This is a genomic window from Pseudomonas sp. ArH3a (genome assembly GCF_022648765.1).
Taxonomy (GTDB): domain Bacteria; phylum Pseudomonadota; class Gammaproteobacteria; order Pseudomonadales; family Pseudomonadaceae; genus Aquipseudomonas.
This window is the reverse complement of sequence record NZ_CP080330.1, coordinates 1,245,510-1,267,097: the sequence shown is the minus strand read 5'-3', so window position 1 is coordinate 1,267,097 and position 21,588 is coordinate 1,245,510. Positions and strand designations below refer to the sequence as shown.

Here is a 21,588-nt window from a genome sequence, read left to right as displayed (position 1 = left end):
GAGATTCCCATGTCACTGTTAGAAATCAAGAATCTCAATGTGCGCTTCGGCGACAAGACCGCCGTGCCGGTGGTCGATGGCCTCGACATTTGCGTCGACAAAGGCGAAGTACTGGCGATCGTTGGCGAGTCGGGCTCGGGTAAATCCGTGACCATGATGGCGCTGATGGGCCTGATCGAGCACCCCGGAATCGTCACCGCCGACGCGCTGAACTTCGACGGCAAGGACATGCTCAAGCTGAGTAACCGTCAGCGCCGCCAGATCGTCGGCAAAGACCTGGCGATGGTGTTCCAGGACCCGATGACCGCGCTGAACCCCAGCTACACCGTGGGTTTCCAGATTGAAGAAGTGCTGCGCCTGCACCTGAAAATGTCCGGCAGACAAGCACGTAAACGCGCTATCGAGCTGCTCGAAAAAGTTGAAATCCCAGGCGCCGCCAGCCGTATGGATGCCTACCCGCACCAACTGTCCGGCGGTATGAGCCAGCGTGTGGCCATCGCCATGGCGATTGCCGGCGAGCCGAAACTGCTGATCGCCGACGAACCGACCACGGCCTTGGACGTGACCATCCAGGCGCAGATCATGGAGCTGCTGCTGGCCCTGCAGAAAGAGCAGAACATGGGCCTGGTGCTGATCACCCACGACCTCGCCGTGGTGGCCGAAACCGCCCAGCGTGTGTGCGTGATGTACGCCGGCCAAGCCGTGGAAGTCGGCCAGGTGCCGCAGTTGTTCGACATCCCGGCGCACCCGTACAGCGAAGCGCTGCTCAAGGCAATCCCGGAGCACAGCCTGGGCGCCACGCGCCTGGCCACGCTGCCGGGGATTGTTCCCGGTCGTTATGACCGGCCGCAGGGTTGCCTGTTGTCGCCGCGCTGCCCGTATGTGCAGGAATCCTGCCGTGCCCAGCGGCCAGGCCTTGACCCGAAAAGCAACAGCCTTGCGCGCTGCTTCTACCCCTTGAACCAGGAGGTGGCGTAATGGCCGTCGTTCTTACCGCCCGCGACCTGACCCGTCACTACGAAGTGTCCCGTGGCCTGTTCAAGGGCCACGCGCTGGTACGCGCGCTTAATGGTGTGTCGTTTGAGCTGGAAGCCGGCAAGACCCTGGCGGTCGTTGGCGAATCCGGTTGCGGCAAATCCACCCTGGCCCGCGCCCTGACGCTGATTGAAGAACCGTCGTCAGGCTCGCTGAAAATCGCCGGCCAGGAAGTCGCCGGCGCCAACAAGGCCCAGCGCAAGCAATTACGCAAAGACGTGCAGATGGTGTTCCAGAGCCCGTACGCGTCGTTGAACCCGCGCCAGAAAGTCGGTGATCAACTCGGCGAGCCGCTGCTGATCAACACTAATCTGTCCGCCGCTGAACGCCGCGAGAAAGTCCAGGCGATGATGAAGCAAGTGGGCCTGCGCCCTGAGCACTATCAGCGCTACCCGCACATGTTCTCCGGTGGCCAGCGTCAGCGCATCGCATTGGCCCGCGCCATGATGCTGCAACCCAAAGTGCTGGTGGCGGATGAACCGACCTCGGCGCTGGACGTGTCGATCCAGGCCCAGGTGCTCAACCTGTTCATGGACCTGCAGCAGGAATTCAACACCGCCTACGTGTTCATCTCCCACAACCTGGCGGTGGTGCAACACGTCGCCGACGACGTGATGGTGATGTACCTCGGCCGCCCGGTGGAAGTCGGCCCCAAGGACGACATCTACGCCCGCCCTCTGCACCCGTACACCCAGGCGCTGCTGTCGGCCACCCCGACCATCCACCCGGACCCGAACAAGCCGAAGATCAAAATCGTCGGCGAACTGCCCAACCCGCTGAACCCGCCACCTGGCTGCGCGTTCCACAAGCGCTGCCCGTATGCGACCACGCGGTGCAGCAGCGAGGAGCCGCAGTTGCGTGCCTTGGATAACCGTCAGGTGGCTTGCCACTATGCGGAGCAGTTTGTGGCCTGACCGATAAAAGATGCCTTGGGGGTCAACCCAGGGCATTAAGTGTGTTCTACAAGCCCTTCCCATCAGGTTGCGCATCAGCCTGTTGGGAGGGGTTTTTTTCGGCTTATCACCGAGTGCTTTCTGTTAACAAACCCCATTAAGTATTCGAAAGCAATCTAATCACCTGTGAGTTCTCACAGTAGCCAGCACGACCTGTTTAACCTTTCATGAGCGCACGACCTTTATCCAACGGAAGGGTATGTACTCATGACAACTTTTACGGTTTTTTTCTGCGGCACCGGCTCAACTAAATTTGATGATAGCAACGCCAATTATTGGAATGGCGAACTCATTTCTACCTTGGCGCAAAATACCCAAAGCCTCAGTAAGGAGTTTGCCGAATGGATCGTCATTGACGGCCCCGGCAGCGGAAACTTGCAAGCAGACGAGATGTTCACTGCGTCAGGTAACTACCTTCAGCTGAAGGGAACAGCCCTGGGTTCCGGTTGGGAAGAAAATGTGGCACACGCTGTCAACATCATGAAGGGAACGGTTTTGTGGCAGCGCTTAAAACTGACCGAGGAAAACTACAACCAACTGCAGAACGCCGGCGTCCCCATTGAAGAAGTCAACGTCACAGGCAGTTGGTATTGGCGCACGTACGATTACGGTACGCGCAAAGTGACGCAGCAACAGCTGCAACAACAAATCATCAAGACCTTTCGAAAAGACGGCATTATTCCGACCCAAGTGAATCTGGTCGGTTGGAGCCGCGGCGGGATCAGCTGCCATATGCTGGCCAATGCCATGCTGAATGACAGCGCCTTAAAAAATGTGCCTGTCAACATTTTTGCTGTGGACCCTGTTCCCGGGCTGCTGAACTTCCAGGACAGCAGGGTAAGACTCGGTAGCAACGTCAAAGAGTATGTGGCGTTTTACGCCAGAGATGAGCGCTCCCTGGGGTTCGCCTGTGTTGTTCCAGAATGTGATAAAACTACCCAGGTTCATATTTACCCCATGCCCGGCCGCCATGCGACTTTAGTGGGTAATGCTGCCGCCAATGGGAACGAAGGTGCAAAGGTTTATGCAGAACCCGGCCAGCTTGTTCGCCACTTTGCGGAAACATGCCTGACGCGCTGGGGCGTTCGCTTGGAAAAGAAACTCAACCTCACGCCCGAGCAGATAGAAGAACGGCTCGCAACGATCAAAAATGATCTGGGCGGCTATATGAAAATGCGCAGTACCGTTTACACCACCTCGACCCAAACTGCAGGTGAGCGGAGTATTACAAAGGGCAGTAAGGATATTAAGTTTACTGCCGCAAAGGGCGCCGACTATATCCCAGAGCCAGGGCTTTCAATTGAACACATCCTGAGCAACGACCATTTCAAAGAAATCGGTTGATTCACGCGTGGGGTGAGTTTGGTTGTCGAAAGCCCTTCCGATCAGGTGGCGCATAACCCTGGCGGGAAGGGCTTTTTTCTACGGCGACTCAGGTATCGCTGTCACCTTGCGTGTCATCGTCGTCTGGCGGGACTTGCTGGTCGTCATCGTCCTTGGAGCCACCCTGATCTTCGTCACCCGCTTCGGATTCAGACTTGGCCAACTGCAACCCTTTCCCCTGCGTCGTCTGCACCGCCGAAAAGCCCGCCTGGCTGCCCTGCGCCGGGTTATGCGCCCAGGCCGTCGACATCCCCAACGACAACAGCACCAACACCTTTAGCAACAGCACAACTCGTTGAAAAATACTCATGGTCGATTTCCGTCCAGTCAGTAGATGAATCCTGCACGACAGCTGTTTACCGTCGCCCAGTAAGAAGCTAGTCCCAATGCCCGGTTTGCGCCAGGCTTCAGGTGTCGCCGTCATCGTAGGTTTCGCTGTCTTCACCTTCGTTGTAGGGGTTTTCTGCGTCCTCCTTGGGAGCAGGTTGGGCTTGTGGTTGCCAACTGCCGGAATTGACCTCGTTCTGCTTTTTCTTGGTGACTGGGCCCGTGTCTTTCCACTGGGGCGTTCCCGCATCCGCAAATAGCAGGCCGGAGACCGGCACTGGGGTGTGCGCCCAGGCGTTGGCTACGCCCAAGGTTGCCAGCAGCACCAGTTGGGTAGCACGTTGAATTCTCGGCACGACGGCCTCCTTTTCAGTCGATGGGTGAACTGTTTCAGGCCCCTTTATCAACCTAGTCGCGCATCAGGGTTTTCGCAATTGAGGCCATGCGCCACCCGGCCTGCCGTAAAGGTTACGCACACAACCATTTCCATCCCACCCGTAGGACGATTCTGAAAGTTTTAACTATTCAACGAGTTTATTGCATCTAGCGAACACCCATCACTAAAGTCTTAGCTCCACGAACTCCTATCGAGAAAAACAAAGTGAAGCCTATCCTTGTCGCCTGTGCACTCATCGCCGTCTTTGTGAATACCACCGCCTGCGGAGGCCTCTACAACACGATTTACAATGACAACTGGGACTATTCCGATCGAAATAAAGATGGACAACTTTCAAGACAGGAATGGAACTTATATATGGATGACCGCTACGTTAAAACAGCAACCGAATTGGGTTACTCGAACAAGTCAGAATTTGATGACGTTGCCTTTAAGGCTGCAGACAAAGATGCTAACGGCTTTATCTCACGCCCCGAATACGACCGTTTTATCAATGAGGCAAAGACCGACAGTTACTTTCCAACTAAACGATAGTCAGTTGAATGCCAGCCTGAGTCGTTTGCGTAGTTGTCGCTGATACGAAACACTCCAAGACGGGCCATACGTAGCGTATGGCCCGCATCGGTTTTTAGTGATGCTCGCGGGTCGCGCGGAATTTCACATCCGGCCAGCGCTCTTCCATCAACGCCAGGTTCACCCGCGTCGGCGCCAAGTAGGTCAGGTGACCACCGCCGTCGATCGCAAGGTTTTCCACAGCCTTGTTGGAGAACTCTTCCAACTTCTTCTTATCACTGCAATCGATCCAGCGCGCGGAGTACACGGTGATCGGCTCGTAAGAGCATTCGACCTTGTATTCCTCTTTCAAACGGCTGGCGACCACATCGAACTGCAGCACACCGACGGCGCCGAGGATGATGTCGTTGCTGCGCTCGGGGAAGAACACCTGGGTGGCGCCCTCTTCCGCCAACTGCTGCAAGCCTTGGCGCAGTTGCTTGGATTTGAGCGGGTCACGCAGGCGTACGCGGCGGAACAGTTCCGGGGCGAAGTGCGGGATACCAGTGAAGCCCAGCGCTTCGCCTTCGGTGAAGGTGTCGCCGATCTGGATGGTGCCGTGGTTGTGCAAGCCGATGATGTCGCCGGCAAACGCCTCTTCCAGTTGCTCGCGCTCGGAGGAGAAGAACGTCAGGGCGTCGCCGATGCGCACGTCCTTGCCGGTGCGCACGTGGCGCATCTTCATACCTTTTTCGTATTTGCCCGAGCAGATACGCATGAAGGCGATACGGTCGCGGTGCTTGGGGTCCATGTTCGCCTGGATCTTGAACACGAAGCCGGTGAATTTCTCTTCGACCGGTTCCACGGTGCGCTCGTTGGCAACCCGGGCCAGAGGCTTGGGGGCCCAGTTCACGACGGCATCCAGCACGTGGTCGACACCGAAGTTGCCCAGTGCGGTACCGAAAAACACCGGCGTCAGTTGGCCGTCGAGGAACTCTTGCTGGTTGAACTCGTGGCAGGCGCCCTGCACCAGTTCCAGCTGGTCGACGAAGCGGTCGTACTCGTCACCCAGGTGGTCGCGGGCTTCGTCGGAGTCGAGTTTCTCGATGATCTTGACGTCGGTGCGCTCGTGACCGTGGCCGGCGGTGTAGACAATGATGTAGTCGTCAGCCAGGTGGTAGACACCCTTGAAGTCGCGGTAGCAACCAATCGGCCAAGTGATCGGCGCGGCCTTGATCTTCAGGACCGCTTCGATCTCATCGAGCAACTCGATCGGGTCGCGGATATCGCGGTCGAGTTTGTTGATAAAGCTGACGATGGGCGTGTCGCGCAGGCGGCAAACGTCCATCAGCGCGATGGTACGTGGCTCAACGCCCTTACCGCCGTCGAGGACCATCAAGGCCGAGTCCACTGCAGTCAGGGTGCGGTAGGTGTCTTCGGAGAAGTCTTCGTGGCCCGGGGTGTCGAGCAGGTTGACCATGTGGTCGCGATACGGAAACTGCATGACCGACGTGGTAATGGAAATACCCCGTTGTTTTTCCATTTCCATCCAGTCGGAGGTGGCATGGCGGTCGGATTTGCGGGATTTCACCGTGCCGGCCACCGCGATTGCCTTGCCCATCAGCAGGAGCTTCTCGGTGATGGTGGTTTTACCGGCATCGGGGTGGGAAATAATGGCGAAAGTGCGGCGTTTCGCGACTTCGGCGGCCTGGTGGGTCATGGGAAATCGCCTGGCAGGTGAGTCAAAAAAGGGCGGCGAGTATAGCGCAAACCCAGGGAGCCGGACCACCGTTCAGCCCATTGAGGGTGGCTAAATGCAGCCAAGTGTGGAACCTTTTAAAAGGTAGAGACGTCCACTCCCCTGCTATCGCACTCGGAACAGGGGCTGATAAATCAGCAAGTTAGCCTGACGAGGCTGCGCTCATGGCTTGACCTCATGCCGTCTTACCGGCATTGGCGAGCTGCTTTTCGCGACCACATTTAGAGGCAGCCAGCAATGGCATGCCACGAAGAAATGTGTTCGCCGACAAAAGAAAAAAGGAGTCCGCCTGTGGCTATTCGCTATGGCAAAGGGCTGATAGGTGGAGCGGTTGTCGTCGCTCTCCTGGCCCTGCTGGTCCACTGGATCGGCATCAACACGATCGAACTGTACCGCGACGATTTGTTGTTTTACCTGCAAGCACACCTGATCCTCGTTTTTGTCTCCATGCTGGCAGCCCTCGTTGTAGGGATCCCCGCCGGTATCCTGCTCAGCCGACCGAACATGGTCGGGCGCGCAGAACGCTTCATGCAGATCTTCAACATCGGCAACACCGTCCCTCCCCTGGCCGTACTGGCCATCGCCCTCGGCGTCCTCGGCATCGGCAGTGGCCCGGCCATCTTCGCGTTGTTCCTCGCCTCGTTGCTGCCCATTGTGCGCAACACCTACGAAGGCCTCAAAAACGTTCAAGGCTCGCTGAAAGAAGCCGCCACCGGCATCGGCATGACGCCGCGCCAGGTGCTGTTTCGCGTGGAGTTGCCCAACGCCGTGCCGATCATCATCGGCGGTGTGCGCGTGGCCCTGGCGATCAACGTCGGCACCGCACCGCTGGCGTTCCTGATCGGCGCCAACAGCCTGGGCAGCCTGATTTTCCCCGGCATCGCCTTGAACAATCAGCCGCAATTGCTGCTCGGCGCCGCGTGCACCGCGTTGCTGGCATTGCTGCTCGACGGTCTGGTGACCATGGCCAGCCGCCTCTGGCTGGAACGCGGGTTGCGTCCGTCTTAAGGCTTGGCAAAGGAAATCACATGAAAAAACTGACGTTGATATTAAGCTGCGTCCTGCTGTTTGCAGGCATTGCGCAAGCCGCCGAAAAACCGGTCATCCGCATCGGCGCCCGGGTGTTCACCGAACAGACCCTGCTTGCAGAAATCACCGCCCAGTACCTGCGCACCAAGGGTTACGACACCCGTGTGACCGGCGGCCTGGGCAGTAACCTGGCACGCAGTGCCCAGGAAAGCGGGCAACTGGATATGCTCTGGGAATACACCGGGGTGTCGCTGGTGAATTACAACCATGTAGACGAGAAGCTCGACAACGAGCAGTCCTACGCACGGGTGAAAGAACTCGACGCAAAGAAAGGCCTGGTCTGGCTGTCGCCGTCGAAATTCAGCAACACCTACGCATTGGCGCTGCCAGAAAACGTGGCCAAGGAATTCCCGCAGATCAACAGTATCAGCGACCTGACCCAAGCCCTGGCAGAAAAAAACACAGGCACGCGCCTGGTGGCCCTGGACACCGAGTTCGCCAACCGTTCCGACGGCATGGCCGGCATGGTCAAGCTGTATGACATGAACCTCACGCGCAAAAACACCCGGCAGATGGACGCCGGCTTGGTCTACACCGCGCTGCGTAATGGCCAGGTGTTTGCCGGTCTGGTCTACACCACCGACGGTCGCCTGGATGCCTTCAAGTTGAAGCTGCTGGATGACGACAAGCACTACTTCCCGGACTACACCGCCGCACCGGTAGTGCGCCAGGTTTATCTGGACGCCCACCCGCAGCTGGAAGCTGACCTCAAACCTCTTGCCGCGCTGTTCGACGACGCAACCATGCGCCAACTGAACGCACGGGTCGACGTCGACCACGAAAGCCCGTCCGCTGTCGCTGCAGATTTCCTGCGCCAACATCCGATCAATCAATAAGAGGAGAAGACATGGAATTCCTGAACGCCTTTTCCCATCTTGATTGGGCACTTGTCCTGCATCTGACCTGGCAGCACATCACGTTGGTCGGCATTGCCGTCATCCTGGCAATCGTCGTCGGCGTACCGCTCGGCGTGCTGATGACGCGCTTCCCGACCCTGGCCGGCCCGCTGCAAGCCAGCGCCACGGTACTGCTGACGGTGCCGTCCATCGCCCTGTTCGGCCTGCTGCTGCCGTTCTACTCCAAGTTCGGCCAGGGCCTGGGCCCGATGCCGGCGATTACTGCGGTATTCCTCTATTCCCTGCTGCCGATCATGCGTAACACCTACTTGGCGTTGACCGGGGTTGATCCGGGTATTCGCGAAGCCGCGCGGGGTATCGGCATGACCTTCGGCCAGCGCCTGCGCATGGTCGAACTGCCCATCGCCGTGCCGGTGATCCTCGCCGGTGTGCGCACCGCCGTGGTGATGAACATTGGTGTGATGACCATCGCCGCCACCATCGGCGCCGGTGGCCTGGGTGTACTTATTCTGGCTTCCATCAGCCGCAGCGACATGTCGATGCTGATCGTTGGCGCCGTACTGGTCAGTCTTCTGGCCATCTTCGCCGACCTGCTTCTGCAATGGCTGCAACGCTCGCTGACTCCAAAAGGACTGCTCAAATGATCGAACTTCAAAACCTGACCAAGACTTTTCAAAGCAACGGCAAAACAGTCTCTGCCGTGAACGACGTAAGCCTGACCGTCAACGAAGGCGAAATTTGCGTATTCCTCGGCCCGTCGGGTTGCGGCAAGAGCACCACGCTGAAAATGATCAACCGCCTGATCAAGCCCACCTCGGGCAAGATCCTGATCAACGGCGAAGACACCACCGACCTCGACGAAGTGACCCTGCGCCGCAACATCGGTTATGTGATCCAGCAGATCGGCCTGTTCCCGAACATGACCATCGAGGAAAACATCGTGGTCGTGCCAAAGCTGCTCGGCTGGGACAAGCAGAAATGCCACGACCGCGCCCGCGAGTTGATGAGCATGATCAAGTTGGAGCCCAAGCAGTACCTGCATCGCTACCCGCGTGAACTGTCGGGCGGCCAGCAACAGCGTATCGGTGTGATCCGCGCGCTGGCGGCCGATGCGCCACTGCTATTGATGGACGAACCGTTCGGCGCGGTCGACCCGATCAACCGCGAGATGATCCAGAACGAGTTCTTCGAGATGCAGCGCGCGCTGAACAAGACCGTGATCATGGTCAGCCACGACATCGACGAAGCGATCAAGCTGGGTGACAAGATTGCGATCTTCCGTGCCGGCAAGCTGCTGCAGATCGACCACCCGGACACCTTGCTGGCGCATCCGGCTGATGAGTTCGTGAGCAGCTTCGTCGGTCAGGACAGCACCCTCAAGCGCCTGCTGCTGGTGAAAGCCGAAGACGCGGCGGACAACGCGCCGTCGGTGAGCCCGGAAACCCCGGTGGCCGAGGCGCTGGAGCTGATGGACGAAACCGACCGTCGCTACGTGGTGGTCACCTGCGCCGAGAACAAAGCGCTGGGTTATGTACGACGTCGCGACCTGCACCGCCAGACCGGTACCTGCGGCCAGTACCTGCGCGAATTCAACGCCACGGCGGCGTATGACGAGCATTTGCGCATCCTGTTGTCGCGCATGTACGAGTTCAACCGTTCGTGGTTGCCGGTGATGGATGCGGAGCGGGTGTTCCTGGGTGAAGTGACTCAGGAGTCGATTGCTGAGTACCTGAGTTCTGGTAAGTCGCGTGGCGGTAAGACCAGCATTGTTTCGCCCGCCGAGACAGCGTTGGCCTGATAGACCGCTATCGCGGGCAAGCCCGGCTCCCACAGGGAAATGCATTCCAACAGATGAATGCAATTCAAATGTGGCAGCTGGCTTGCCTGCGATGAAGGCACCGCAAATCCTCCTGATTTACCCCATCCGGGGAACATCAATCCGTCACACCTGTCGGTTACATAAGTAGCTGCACGAGGTCGCGCGACGAACGCGTGCAAAAACGCGACATTTTTAGTTGATCTATAGCCCCTCACGTCCTAAAGTTCGCGCCGAACGTCCATGCTGGAAACGATCCATCCGGCTCAAGTACTGACGACGAGACAGCAAGGCCAAGGGCAGCGTTTATTCCCATGGCCTTTTTGCTTTCGGCGACATGCCTTGGGAAGTAGGCGAACCAAAGTGGGGATACGGAGGACGTTCATTTGCACCCATTGCTAATTTTAGTTTGCCCTTAGGAGTCCCCAGCATGTCGATCAACGTCGAAGATTATTTCGCGCGCGCCACTTTTGACAAAATGAAGGCGTTCGCCGACAAGCAAGAAACCCCGTTCGTGGTGATCGACACCGCGATGATCAGCCAGGCCTACGATGACCTGCGCGCCGGTTTCGAATTCGCCAAAGTCTATTACGCGGTCAAGGCCAACCCGGCCGTCGAGATCATCGACCTGTTGAAAGACAAGGGGTCGAGCTTCGACATCGCCTCGATCTACGAGCTGGACAAGGTCATGGACCGTGGCGTCAGCGCCGACCGTATCAGCTACGGCAACACCATCAAGAAATCCAAAGACATTCGCTACTTCTTTGATAAGGGCGTGCGCCTGTTCTCCACCGACTCCGAAGCCGACCTGCGCAACATCGCCAAGGCCGCGCCGGGTTCGAAAGTTTATGTGCGTATCCTCACCGAAGGCTCGACCACGGCTGACTGGCCTCTGTCGCGCAAATTCGGCTGCCAGACCGACATGGCCATGGACCTGCTGATCCTGGCCCGCGACCTGGGCCTGGTGCCTTACGGCATTTCGTTCCACGTCGGCTCGCAACAGCGCGACATCAGCGTGTGGGACGCAGCCATCGCCAAGGTCAAAGTGATCTTCGAACGCCTGAAAGAAGAAGACGGCATTCATCTGAAGCTGATCAACATGGGCGGCGGCTTCCCGGCCAACTACATCACCCGTACCAACAGCCTGGAAACCTACGCCGAAGAAATCATCCGCTTCCTCAAGGAAGATTTCGGCGACGACCTGCCGGAAATCATCCTGGAACCAGGCCGTTCGTTGATCGCCAACGCCGGTATCCTGGTCAGTGAAGTGGTATTGGTGGCGCGTAAATCGCGCACTGCCGTCGAGCGTTGGGTGTACACCGATGTGGGCAAATTCTCCGGCCTGATCGAAACCATGGACGAAGCCATCAAGTTCCCGATCTGGACCGAGAAGAAAGGCGAGATGGAAGAAGTGGTCATCGCCGGCCCGACCTGCGACAGCGCCGATATCATGTACGAAAACTACAAGTACGGCCTGCCGCTGAACCTGGCAATTGGTGACCGGATGTACTGGTTGTCGACCGGTGCGTACACCACCAGCTACAGCGCGGTTGAGTTCAACGGGTTCCCGCCGTTGAAGTCTTACTACGTGTAAGCACTTCGCACACAAAAAACCCATGACATGTCATGGGTTTTTTTATGGATGCCTACTATTAACGGTCTTAGCGGACGTGCCACAAGCGCAGAATATAGAGTGTTGATGTTTGAATTTCGTACCGCATTTCGTAGGGGCCGACCAATAGTGTTCTTACGTCTCGCGGCTCGAACTCTTCAACTCGTTCACCTATGCGCGGATGACTCAATAAGCTCGTAGGTGCCCGGGAAAGTGACTGCACTGTGCACGCCGCCGCGATCCGATTTCGAGGGCTTGCTTAACAAGCAAGCCACGCGGACGATCCATTCGCGCCGCCATCTGATCGACTTTTTGCGCCAAGGCCGTGGGGACGTGAGCTGTCAGTACTTTAGTGTCGGCGCCCATGCATCCTATATTCGCAACATCGCGAAATTTCTGATTAAAATTGAATCAGCCTCAATCATGGTGATTTAGGCTTGTGCAGCAACCTCTGCGCGAGGACGTTCATCGCTTAATAGAATTGCTCGATGCTCAAAATCCTTCGCCAAGCACCTGATCTCAGGCTGCACTGCATTCAATAGCGCGATATGCGCCACCCGCAAAAACTTCAAATTGCCGCCCACCAACGCCTTGCGCAACCATGCCAACGCCTCTTCGACCTGGCCTCTATCGGCCAACACTGCCGCATAACTGAACTGCCCGCGAAAATCCCCGCCTTCGGCTGAGCGGCGATACCACTCGACAGCCGCCTCCAGATCCCTTGGGCAATACTCGCCATCTTCCAGATAACGCCCCAACAGGTTCATCGACTTGGCGTGGCCCTGCTCTGCGGCCAGCCGATAAAACCCCAGCGCTTGCGGTGGGTCTTGCGCGACACCACGACCGGTGGCCAGCAGGTTGGCGTAGTTGTACTGGCCCCAATCCAACCCGGCCTCTGCCGCCAGGCGGTACTCGCGCACCGCCGCTGCTTCATCGACGGCGCAACCCCAACCATGCTCCAGGCAACGCCCGGCCATGTTGCGTGCCATCAAGTGCCCGCCATTGGCCGCGATCTGGAACCAGCGCAGCGCCAGCGCTTCATCGCGTGCGATGCCGCGCCCTTCCAGCAGGATTTGCCCCAGCAATGCCTGAGCGTCGACCACGCCCTCTCTCGCCGCCATCAGAATCGCCTGGGCCGCACGCACCGGGGAGTCGTCGAGCATGCTTTGCAGTTGCTCAACATTGAGCACTTCTTCACGGCGCACTAAAAAGCCCATCTCAGACCTCGACCCAGCGGCGCAACAAGTTGTGGTAGGTGCCGGTGAGCTGGATCAGCGCCGGGTGGTCAGGGACATCGCGGGTCAGTTGCTGAATCGCGCCGTCCATCTCGAACAGCAAAGTGCGCTGGCTGTCTTCACGTACCAGGCTTTGGGTCCAGAAGAACGAGGCGTAACGCGCGCCACGGGTCACGGCGTTGACTCTGTGCAGGCTGGAGCCGGGGTACAGCACCATGTCGCCGGCCGGCAGTTTGACCCGCTGCAGGCCGAAGGTGTCCTGGATCTCGAGTTCGCCACCGTCGTATTCATCCGGGTCGCTGAAGAACAGCGTCGACGACAGGTCTGTTCGCACGCGCTCGTGACTGCCCCGCGCCTGGCGTACAGCGTTGTCGATATGGAAATCGAAACTGCCGCCCGCTGTGTAGCAATTGAGCAAAGGTGGGAAGACCTTGTGCGGTAACGCCGCTGACATAAACAGCGGGGTTTTCCACAAGCGCTCCAGCATCGCCGCGCCGATTTCCTTGGCCAAAGGGTGCCCTTCAGGCAATTGCAGGTTGTGTTTGGCTTTGGCGGATTGGTGCCCGGCGGTGATTTTACCGTCGGCCCACTCGGTGTTTTCCAGGGCTTGGCGAATGCGCAGCACCTCCTCGCGAGAGAACAGGCCGGGAATGTGCAGCAGCATGGGGCAGTACCTGAATGCAGAGAGGTGCCAATGGTATTGATTCTTATCCGCCCTGTAAAACGCGCGAGACGAACGAGTTGGTAAAAACCGTAAGCAAAAAGTGTAAAGAATGTAAATTCAGTGCGAATAGTAATGTATCGCAATTGATAGAAACTCTTATTGATCCTATATTCCGCGGCCTCACAACCTTGGGGAAGGGACACGTCGATGTCGCGCACAATGCTAAAAACACCTGCCAGTTCACCACGTATGTTGGCTTCGGCCATCGGCGTCGCGCTCAGCGCCAGCTCTGCCGCCCACTTGGCGCAAGCAGCGCAAAACACTGAACAAAAAGGCGAGCGCAACAGCATCTCCCTCGGTGCCACGAGCATTACCGGCCAGGAACAGGACAACACCTCCTACCAGGTGGAAAAAGCCTCATCGCAGAAGTACACCGCGCCACTGGTGGACACCCCGCGCTCGGTAACCGTGGTGCCGCAACAAGTGCTCAAGGACACCGCCGCCACCTCGTTGCAGGATGCCTTGCGCACCGTACCGGGGATTACTTTCGGCGCCGGTGAAGGCGGTAACCCACAGGGCGACCGTCCATTTATCCGTGGCTTTGACGCCCAGGGCGACACCTACCTGGACGGCGTACGCGACACCGGCGGCCAAAGCCGCGAGATCTTCGACATCGAATCGATTGAAGTCAGCAAAGGCCCGAACTCCTCGTTCGGCGGCCGCGGTTCGGCCGGCGGCAGCCTCAACCTGGTGAGCAAAACCCCACAAGCGCGCGACTTCACCAACGGCGGCTTCACCTACGGCTCCGACCAGACCCGTCGCTACGTGCTCGACGTGAACCGCCAGTTCCTCGACAACGCCGCGTTCCGTCTGAACCTGATGAGCCACGAGCAGAATGTGGCGGGTCGCGACACGATCAACTATGACCGCTGGGGCGTGGCGCCCTCGCTGACCTTCGGCCTGGGCACACCGACCCGCGTCAACCTCAGCTACTACCACATGGAAAGCGACGATCTGCCAGATTCGGGGATCCCCTACGGCTACGGCTCGCCGACCGCCACCGCCCACGTGCATGACAAACCCAATGACGGCGGCGACAGCAACAACTTCTACGGGCTCAAGAGCCGCGACTTCCGCAAGACCCGCGCCGATATCAGCACCGTCTCCATCGAGCACGACCTGAACGACAACATGACGCTGAAAAACACCCTGCGCCATGGCAGCACCGGCCAGGACTATGTCCTCACCCAACCGGACGACAGCAAGCTCAACGTCAACAAGTTCGGCACTGTATGGCGCCGCGCCAACAGCCGCGTGTCCACCACCACAACCACCACCAACCAGACCGACCTGTTCGGCAGTTTCCAGGCGCTGGGCTTCAAGAACACCTACTCCACCGGCCTGGAGTTCACCGGCGAAGAAACCCGCGTGAGCAGCTACACCGTGAGCCCGAACGCCAACCCGACCTGCACCATGGCCAAAGGGAGCCTGGGCGGCCAGTGCACATCGTTGAGCAACCCGACACCAGACGACGCCTGGACCGGCAGCGTCGCACGTAATTACTACGGCACCAACACCAAAGCCGTCAGCCGCGCCGCCTATGTATTCGACACCATTGAGCTCGACCCGAAATGGCTGCTGAACGTCGGCTTGCGCTACGACACCTTCGACACCGAAGCCAGCACCAATGCCGCCGCCGGGCGCAGCAAAATCAAGGAAGACAGCCAGTTCTTCAATTGGCAGGCCGGCCTGGTCTGGAAGCCGATGGAAAACGGCAGCATCTACGCCTCGTACGCCACCTCGGCTACACCGCCCGGCGGCCTGGTGGGCGAAGGCTCCGACGGCAATCCACTGACTGCTGGTGCCGCCAGCAGCGATTTGCAGCCGGAAGAAACCGTCAACTATGAACTGGGCACCAAGTGGGACCTGTTCCACGATCGCCTGTCGCTGACCGCCGCTGTGTTTCGCACCGAGAAGAAAAACACGCGCATCCTAGTCGACGCCTTCACCTACCAGAACGCCGGTGAGTCGCAGGTCGATGGCCTGGAATTGTCCGCCAGCGGCAAAATCACCGATCAATGGCAAGTGTTCGCCGGCTACAGCTACCTCGACAGCGAACTGGTCAGCGCCGGTCTCAATGGGCGTAACGGCGTAGTCAGCAAAGGTTCGAACAAAGGTAACCAGATGCCGAATACGCCGAAGAACACCTTCAGCCTGTGGACAACTTACGACATCACGTCGAAGCTGACCATCGGTGGCGGTGCGTTCTATGTCGACGACGTGTATGGCGATGTAGGCAACACCGTGTACGTGCCGTCCTACACCCGCTACGACGCCATGGCCAGCTACAAACTGACCAAGAACGTCGACCTGCAATTGAACGTGCAGAACCTCACCGACAAGACCTATTACGACAAGGCCTTCTCGACACACTTCGCCAACCAGGCCGCCGGTCGTACGGCGCTGTTGACCACCAGTTTCCACTTCTAAACAGGGCACTCCTTCAGCCCAAAGCCCCACGCATCGGATGCGCGGGGCTTTTGCGTGTAAAACAGAATTTTTCTCGTTAACCCACGGCATAATGCGCGCCGTGACCTAACTATCCAGCTCAGCGAGGCCGTCAGACGTGTTGAAGAAAACCCTGTTCCAGTTGCACTGGTTCTTCGGCATTACCGCCGGGCTGGTGTTGGCGTTGATGGGGATCACCGGGGCTGCGGTCTCGTTTCAGGATGAGATTCTGCGCGCGCTCAACCCCACGGTATTGAGCGTGCAAAAACGCGAAGCCGGTGTGCTGCCGCCCGCCGAACTGGTGCGCAAGCTCGAAGCCACCGAAGGTAAAACCGTATCGATGCTGTGGGTGGAAAACGAAAGCGGCAACGCCGCGCGCGTGTTCTTCACCCCGCCGCCGGGCGAGCGCCGTGGTCAGATGCGCTACTTCGACCCGTACACCGGCGACTACATGGGCGACGCCGTCGGCCAGGATGTGTTCGATTTCATCTTGCAGCTGCACCGCTTCCTGGCCGCTGGCGACACCGGCCGGCAAATCACCGGCGCCTGCACGCTGATCCTGGTGTTCTTCTGCCTCTCGGGCCTGTACCTGCGCTGGCCGCGCCAAGTGGCCAGCTGGCGTGCCTGGCTGACGCTGGACTGGCGCAAAAAGGGCCGCAGTTTCAACTGGGACCTGCACTCGGTGTTCGGCACCTGGTGCCTGCTGTTTTATCTGTTTGCCGCACTGACCGGCTTGTATTGGTCCTATGACTGGTACAACCAGGGCGTGACCAAACTGCTCTCCGACGCCCCGCATAATGAGCGCATGCGCAAACGCGGCCCGCCGCCCGCAGGCCCGGCGCCGGTGGCCGACTACGCTGCGATCTGGAGCAGCATCTACGCTAACGCCGGCCCTGGTTTGAGCGCTTACAACATCCGTATGCCGGCCGTCGCCGGGCCGCCGGCCATCGTCTATTACCTGCTCAAAACATCGCCCCATGACCGCGCGCAGAACCAGATCAACCTCGACCCGGCCACCGGCGAGGTCAAGTCTCACGACCGCTACGCCAGCAAAAGCTTCAAGTCGCAATTGCTCACCAGCGTTTACGCGCTGCACACCGGCAGTTACTTCGGCTTGCTAGGCCGCATCATCCTCACCGTCAGTGCGCTGTGCATGCCGCTGTTCTTTATTACCGGCTGGCTGCTGTACCTCGACCGGCGCCGCAAAAAACGCCATGTGCGCGATGCGCGCAAAGGCCTCGGCGCCAACCACAGCGATGCCCCGGCGTGGCTGATCGGCTTTGCCAGCCAGAGCGGCTTCGCCGAACAGCTGGCGTGGCAGACGGCTGGGCAATTGCAGGCCGCCGGCCTGCCGGTGAAGGTGCAGCCCTTGAGCAACGTCAGCCAGGACGACCTGCGCCAGTCAGAAAATGCACTGTTCGTGGTCAGCACCTTTGGCGACGGCGAAGCCCCCGACAGCGCCCGTGGTTTTGAGCGCAGCGTGCTCGGCCAGGAGCTGTCGCTCAAAGGCCTGAACTATTCGGTACTGGCCCTGGGTGATCGCCAGTACCAACACTTCTGCGGTTTTGCCCGGCGCCTGCACTTCTGGCTGACCAACCAGGGCGGCAACCCGCTGTTCGCCCCAGTGGAAGTCGACAGCGGTGACACCGAGGCCTTGCAGACCTGGCAACAGCAACTCGGCCAGATCACCGGTCACGCGCCGGCAGCAGCCTGGCAGCCCGCCCAGTACGAAAACTGGACCCTGAGCCAGCGCACCCTGCTCAACCGCGACAGCGTCGGCTCGGCCATCTACCTGCTGGGCCTCACACCGCCCTCGCCACACAGCTGGTTGGCCGGTGACTTGGTGGAAATCCTGCCACGCAATTGCACATGGGCCATCGAGCACTTTCTCGCAGGCCTGGGCCTGGCCGGCAGCGACGGCGTGCTGATCGATGGCCTGGCGCAAACCCTCAACCAGGCACTGGCAACCCGCCAACTGCCGGACAACCGCGCGCACTTGGTCGGCCTGCATGCCCAGGCACTGGTGAACGCATTGGTGCCGCTGGGCATGCGCGAATACTCCATCGCCTCGATTGCCGCTGACGGTGTGCTGGAGCTGATCGTACGCCAGGAACGTCACCCCGACGGCAGCCTAGGCCTGGGTTCCGGCTGGCTGACCGAACACGCCGCCCTCGGTTCCAGCATCAGCCTGCGCCTGCGTCGCAACAGTGGCTTCCACCTGCCGGACGCGCCGGTACCGCTGATCTTGCTGGGCAACGGCACCGGCCTAGCCGGCCTGCGCAGCTTGCTCAAGGCGCGCATTGCCGATGGCCAGCAGCGCAACTGGTTGCTGTTCGGCGAACGCAATATCGCCCACGACTACCTGTGCCAGGACGAGCTGCAAGGCTGGCTGGCCAGCGGTGATCTGGCGCTGCTGGACCTGGCGTTTTCCCGCGACCAGGAAGAGAAGATCTACGTACAGGATCGCCTGCGCGAGTCGGCGGATGTGCTACGTCGATGGCTGGCGGATGGCGCCGCCATTTATGTCTGCGGCAGTTTGCAGGGCATGGCGACAGGCGTGGATCAGGTGCTGCACGAGGTGCTCGGCAGCGAGGCGGTGGAGCGCTTGATTGAGCAAGGGCGCTATCGTCGCGATGTGTATTGACTGATCGTTCCCACGCTCTGCGTGGGAACGCATCCTGTGACGCTCCGCGTCACGACCTTAAGAGCGGACGCAGAGCGTCCAAGCCGGCATTCCCACGCAGAGCGTGGGAATGATCGTCTATACGGGCTGCAGTTTTTGCTCGAACACGGAGACTCCATCCAGGTCGCGCAAAATCACCGTCAACTCAGCCGTCTGCCCATCAATCTGCACCTCACCAAAAAACTGAAACCCGGCAAACGGCGAGGTGTTTTGCGCAGGCGGCGCCTTCTCGAACACCACCTCGGGGCCAAAAGTTTTATCCAATGGGTTAGGCCCAAAACTCCCCGCATTTAACGGCCCCGCGACAAACTCCCAAAACGGCTCGAAATCCTGAAACGCCGCCCGGTCCGGGTGATAGTGATGCGCCGCACAGTAGTGCACATCCGCCGTCAGCCACACGTGGTTACGCACCTGTTGCGCGCGCAAAAAACCCAACAATTCGGCAATCTCCAGTTCACGGCCTTGGGCCGGGCCAGGGTCGCCGTTGGCAATCGCTTCCCAACGCGGTACGCCGGGGCTGACCTCGCCGTCGGGCACACCTAGGCCGATAGGCATGTCAGCGGCGATGACTTTCCACTGCGCCTGGGAGGCCTTGAGTTCGCGCTTGAGCCAGTCCAGTTGCTCACGGCCAAGGAAGGGTTTTTCAGCGCCCAGGTTGTCATCGTTGGGGCCGCGATAACTGCGCATGTCCAGCACGAACACATCCAGCAACGGGCCGTAGCTGAGCTTGCGATAAATCCGCCCGCCGCCGTCGGCGCTTTGCCTGCGCATCGGTGAATATTCCAGCCAGGCCTGGCGTGCACGGCCAACAAGGGTGTTGATATCCCGGGTTTGATAACGCTCATCGAGCTGCTTGCTCGGCGACCAGTTATTGACCACCTCGTGATCGTCCCACTGCCAGATCTGCGGCACCTCGGCGTTGAAGCGGCGCACGTTTTCGTCGAGCAGGTTGTAGCGGTAGTTGCCGCGATATTCATCCAGGGTTTCGGCCACTTTGCTCTTGGCTTCGGTGGTGATGTTGCGCCAGATGCGCCCACCTTCGGTGGTCAGCTGCGCCGGCACTGGGCCGTCGGCGTAGATGGTGTCGCCACTGTGGATAAAGAAGTCCGGCAGGCGCAGGCGCATGGCTTCGTAGATGCGCATGCCGCCGATGTCGGGGTTGATGCCGAAGCCTTGGCCGACGGTGTCGCCACTCCACACAAAACGGATGTCGCGACGTTGCTGCGGCACACTGCGCAAGTGGCCGAACCACGGCTCGCTGGCAACGCCGGTCTGGGCGTCTTCAAAATGCACGCGGTAAAAGATCGCCTGGTCGACCGGTAACCCAGTGAGCTCGACGCGCGCGGTGAAGTCGGTGCGGCTGTCGGCCAGCGGCGAAATGAATTTGCGCGGGTTACTGAACACGCTGCGGGTGTCCCACTCCACCACCATTTTTGCCGGGCGGTCGCTGCGGCTCCAGATCATCGCGCGGTCGCCCAGCAGGTCGCCGGACTGCACCCCATCAGTGAGTTGCGGCCGGTCCTTGACCGACGCGATCACAGCCGGAGCGAGGCCCGGCAGCAACAGGCCAGCGCCGACGGCTTGCATCACGCGGCGACGGCCGAGGTCGAAGTGGCTCATGCAGGTGCCCTCTGAATATTCAAAAGGGCAACTTAACCATGCCCGGATGAAGCGGTTATGACAGCCCCAGTGTGGGATGCAGCCGTCAACGCATTACTCGGCGACGAAGACTGCGCTGATTTTTCCGCTGCGATAAGCCTCGAATATCTGGCCAATGCTGGATTGGGCATCGCCCTTCGCCGTGAAAATCCCGCCGCAACCTTGGTTGGCAGCGGCGTAACGCTCATCGTCCATCAGCACCTGATGGGCTTTCTTCAAGTTCCAGAACGGAATACCGGCAAACAGGTGGTGGGTGAGGTGGTAGTTATCGCCATGCATACCGATGATCAAGCGCTCAAGCAGCACGGGGAAGCGGTTACGGGTGAGCTCCACCTCTTCGTTGTAGAGACCGAACCTGCCGAAGTGCTCAGAGACTTCGGATAACCAGCCAATCACCTGGAACACCGTGAAATACGGCACCAGCCAAAACAATACATAGGCCCATGGCCCGATGAAGTAGCTGAAAACCAGCAGCAACACCGCGTGAGCAGCCAACAGTTTCAAGCCCTGCGACGGGTTGGCCACAACGTCCCCAGCTCGGTTTTTCACGAGGTAGAGGAAGTAGCGATAGGTATTGGCCAGTGTCAGGCTCTTGAGCAAATGCCCGATCAAGAAATCGAAGCGGTCGGTCGCGTTATACAAGCCCGATTCAATGTAATAGCGATGGTCCGGATCTTTATCGGGGTCACCGAGGTTGTGATGGTGAAGCTGCACATGCGAGCGACGGTAAGCCTCATAGTTTTGAAAGATCGGGTACCCGAGCAGGTACTCGCCGATGATTTTGTTGAGCTTCTTACTTTGGGTCAGCGTCATGTGCGCCGCTTCGTGCAGCAGCGAAGCCAAGGCGCGTTGGCGGGACCCTATAAACAGCAGCGCCAGCGGGTATAGGTAGTGGTAGCGATCGGCAAAAAACACCGCCAGCGCGATAACGGCCACGTCGGCCAATACTGCCAACATCCAATGCCAGTTGTCCTTTTGGTAAAGTGCACGCAGGCGCTGTTTCACTTCATTGGAAGGCTTAAATCTTTTTACGTTACCCATCAGAATTCCTTTTCCTCAACTCGAGGCGCTCAGTGCAATTAACGCTGATGCGCGACACTATGGCAACAAGTCACACCC

General features: G+C 59.1%; 18 protein-coding genes and 2 pseudogenes. 11 read left to right on the top strand and 9 right to left on the bottom strand.

Annotated features, from left to right (window positions below; all coding sequences use genetic code 11):
- Positions 1-9 precede the first annotated feature (9 nt).
- The 3 genes from K0P33_RS05695 to K0P33_RS05685 all read left to right on the top strand — a co-directional run bounded on the left by K0P33_RS05695 (position 10) and on the right by K0P33_RS05685 (position 3,332).
- Entirely contained in the window at positions 10-978 is a 969-nt protein-coding gene (locus tag K0P33_RS05695) for an ABC transporter ATP-binding protein (RefSeq protein WP_094950386.1), read from the top strand.
- Positions 978-1,949 (top strand): peptide ABC transporter ATP-binding protein, encoded by a 972-nt coding sequence (locus tag K0P33_RS05690; RefSeq protein ID WP_094950385.1) that lies wholly within the window; start codon positions 978-980, stop codon positions 1,947-1,949. Before K0P33_RS05695 ends, K0P33_RS05690 begins: the two co-directional genes overlap by 1 nt.
- Before the next feature lie 246 nt (positions 1,950-2,195).
- On the top strand, positions 2,196-3,332 hold the full coding sequence (locus K0P33_RS05685; RefSeq protein WP_242154450.1) for a hypothetical protein: 1,137 nt from the start codon (positions 2,196-2,198) through the stop codon (positions 3,330-3,332).
- A gap of 88 nt (positions 3,333-3,420) precedes the next feature.
- On the opposite strand, the gene K0P33_RS05680 is transcribed toward K0P33_RS05685, so the two are convergent.
- Together K0P33_RS05680 and K0P33_RS05675 are read right to left on the bottom strand one after the other, a co-directional pair.
- Positions 3,421-3,681 carry a hypothetical protein gene (locus K0P33_RS05680; RefSeq protein ID WP_094953912.1) on the bottom strand — a complete coding sequence of 87 codons (261 nt, stop codon included), beginning with the start codon at positions 3,679-3,681 and terminating at the stop codon, positions 3,421-3,423.
- A gap of 97 nt (positions 3,682-3,778) precedes the next feature.
- Entirely contained in the window at positions 3,779-4,054 is a 276-nt protein-coding gene (locus K0P33_RS05675; protein WP_094953911.1) for a hypothetical protein, read from the bottom strand.
- A 245-nt stretch (positions 4,055-4,299) separates the two neighbouring features.
- On the opposite strand from K0P33_RS05675, the gene K0P33_RS05670 reads away from it, so the two are divergent.
- Positions 4,300-4,629: a hypothetical protein gene (locus K0P33_RS05670; RefSeq protein WP_242154448.1), complete on the top strand. Its 330-nt coding sequence runs from the start codon at positions 4,300-4,302 to the stop codon at positions 4,627-4,629.
- A gap of 94 nt (positions 4,630-4,723) precedes the next feature.
- On the opposite strand, the gene K0P33_RS05665 is transcribed toward K0P33_RS05670, so the two are convergent.
- A complete protein-coding gene (locus tag K0P33_RS05665) occupies positions 4,724-6,307 on the bottom strand; it encodes a peptide chain release factor 3 (protein WP_094948977.1) in 1,584 nt (527 codons plus the stop codon).
- A 330-nt stretch (positions 6,308-6,637) separates the two neighbouring features.
- Between K0P33_RS05665 and K0P33_RS05660 the strand changes: the two genes are divergently transcribed.
- The 5 genes from K0P33_RS05660 to K0P33_RS05640 all read left to right on the top strand — a co-directional run bounded on the left by K0P33_RS05660 (position 6,638) and on the right by K0P33_RS05640 (position 11,702).
- Entirely contained in the window at positions 6,638-7,354 is a 717-nt protein-coding gene (locus tag K0P33_RS05660; RefSeq protein WP_094948976.1) for an ABC transporter permease, read from the top strand.
- Positions 7,355-7,374: 20 nt separating this feature from the next.
- Positions 7,375-8,271: a glycine betaine ABC transporter substrate-binding protein gene (locus K0P33_RS05655; protein ID WP_094948975.1), complete on the top strand. Its 897-nt coding sequence runs from the start codon at positions 7,375-7,377 to the stop codon at positions 8,269-8,271.
- Between the two features lie 11 nt (positions 8,272-8,282).
- On the top strand, positions 8,283-8,936 hold the full coding sequence (locus tag K0P33_RS05650) for an ABC transporter permease (protein ID WP_094948974.1): 654 nt from the start codon (positions 8,283-8,285) through the stop codon (positions 8,934-8,936).
- Entirely contained in the window at positions 8,933-10,090 is a 1,158-nt protein-coding gene (locus K0P33_RS05645; RefSeq protein ID WP_242154446.1) for an ABC transporter ATP-binding protein, read from the top strand. The genes K0P33_RS05650 and K0P33_RS05645 overlap by 4 nt, the downstream gene beginning before the upstream one ends.
- 448 nt (positions 10,091-10,538) lie before the next feature.
- Complete coding sequence (locus K0P33_RS05640; RefSeq protein ID WP_083360185.1) at positions 10,539-11,702, top strand: type III PLP-dependent enzyme; 1,164 nt, start codon at positions 10,539-10,541, stop codon at positions 11,700-11,702.
- Between the two features lie 67 nt (positions 11,703-11,769).
- On the opposite strand, the pseudogene K0P33_RS05635 reads toward K0P33_RS05640, so the two are convergent.
- The 4 genes and pseudogenes from K0P33_RS05635 to K0P33_RS05620 all read right to left on the bottom strand — a co-directional run.
- Positions 11,770-11,967 (bottom strand): annotated as a pseudogene (locus tag K0P33_RS05635) (type II toxin-antitoxin system RelE/ParE family toxin); the annotation flags it as partial.
- Between the two features lie 2 nt (positions 11,968-11,969).
- Positions 11,970-12,086: pseudogene (locus K0P33_RS05630) on the bottom strand (ribbon-helix-helix domain-containing protein); the annotation flags it as partial.
- A 65-nt stretch (positions 12,087-12,151) separates the two neighbouring features.
- On the bottom strand, positions 12,152-12,937 hold the full coding sequence (locus K0P33_RS05625; protein WP_242154444.1) for a tetratricopeptide repeat protein: 786 nt from the start codon (positions 12,935-12,937) through the stop codon (positions 12,152-12,154).
- A 1-nt stretch (position 12,938) separates the two neighbouring features.
- Positions 12,939-13,619: a Fe2+-dependent dioxygenase gene (locus K0P33_RS05620; RefSeq protein ID WP_242154442.1), complete on the bottom strand. Its 681-nt coding sequence runs from the start codon at positions 13,617-13,619 to the stop codon at positions 12,939-12,941.
- 207 nt (positions 13,620-13,826) lie between these two features.
- On the opposite strand from K0P33_RS05620, the gene K0P33_RS05615 reads away from it, so the two are divergent.
- Positions 13,827-16,109 carry a TonB-dependent siderophore receptor gene (locus K0P33_RS05615; protein ID WP_242154440.1) on the top strand — a complete coding sequence of 761 codons (2,283 nt, stop codon included), beginning with the start codon at positions 13,827-13,829 and terminating at the stop codon, positions 16,107-16,109.
- A gap of 136 nt (positions 16,110-16,245) precedes the next feature.
- On the top strand, positions 16,246-18,771 hold the full coding sequence (locus tag K0P33_RS05610) for a sulfite reductase flavoprotein subunit alpha (protein WP_242154438.1): 2,526 nt from the start codon (positions 16,246-16,248) through the stop codon (positions 18,769-18,771).
- A 117-nt stretch (positions 18,772-18,888) separates the two neighbouring features.
- Here the strand turns inward: K0P33_RS05610 and K0P33_RS05605 are convergent, their stop codons facing one another.
- Both K0P33_RS05605 and gntB read right to left on the bottom strand, forming a co-directional pair.
- Positions 18,889-20,430, bottom strand: a complete 1,542-nt coding sequence (locus tag K0P33_RS05605; protein ID WP_094948967.1) for an alkaline phosphatase D family protein — start codon at positions 20,428-20,430, stop codon at positions 18,889-18,891.
- Between the two features lie 93 nt (positions 20,431-20,523).
- Positions 20,524-21,510, bottom strand: a complete 987-nt coding sequence (gene gntB, locus K0P33_RS05600) for a guanitoxin biosynthesis L-arginine gamma (S) hydroxylase (protein ID WP_242154437.1) — start codon at positions 21,508-21,510, stop codon at positions 20,524-20,526.
- Positions 21,511-21,588 lie beyond the last annotated feature (78 nt).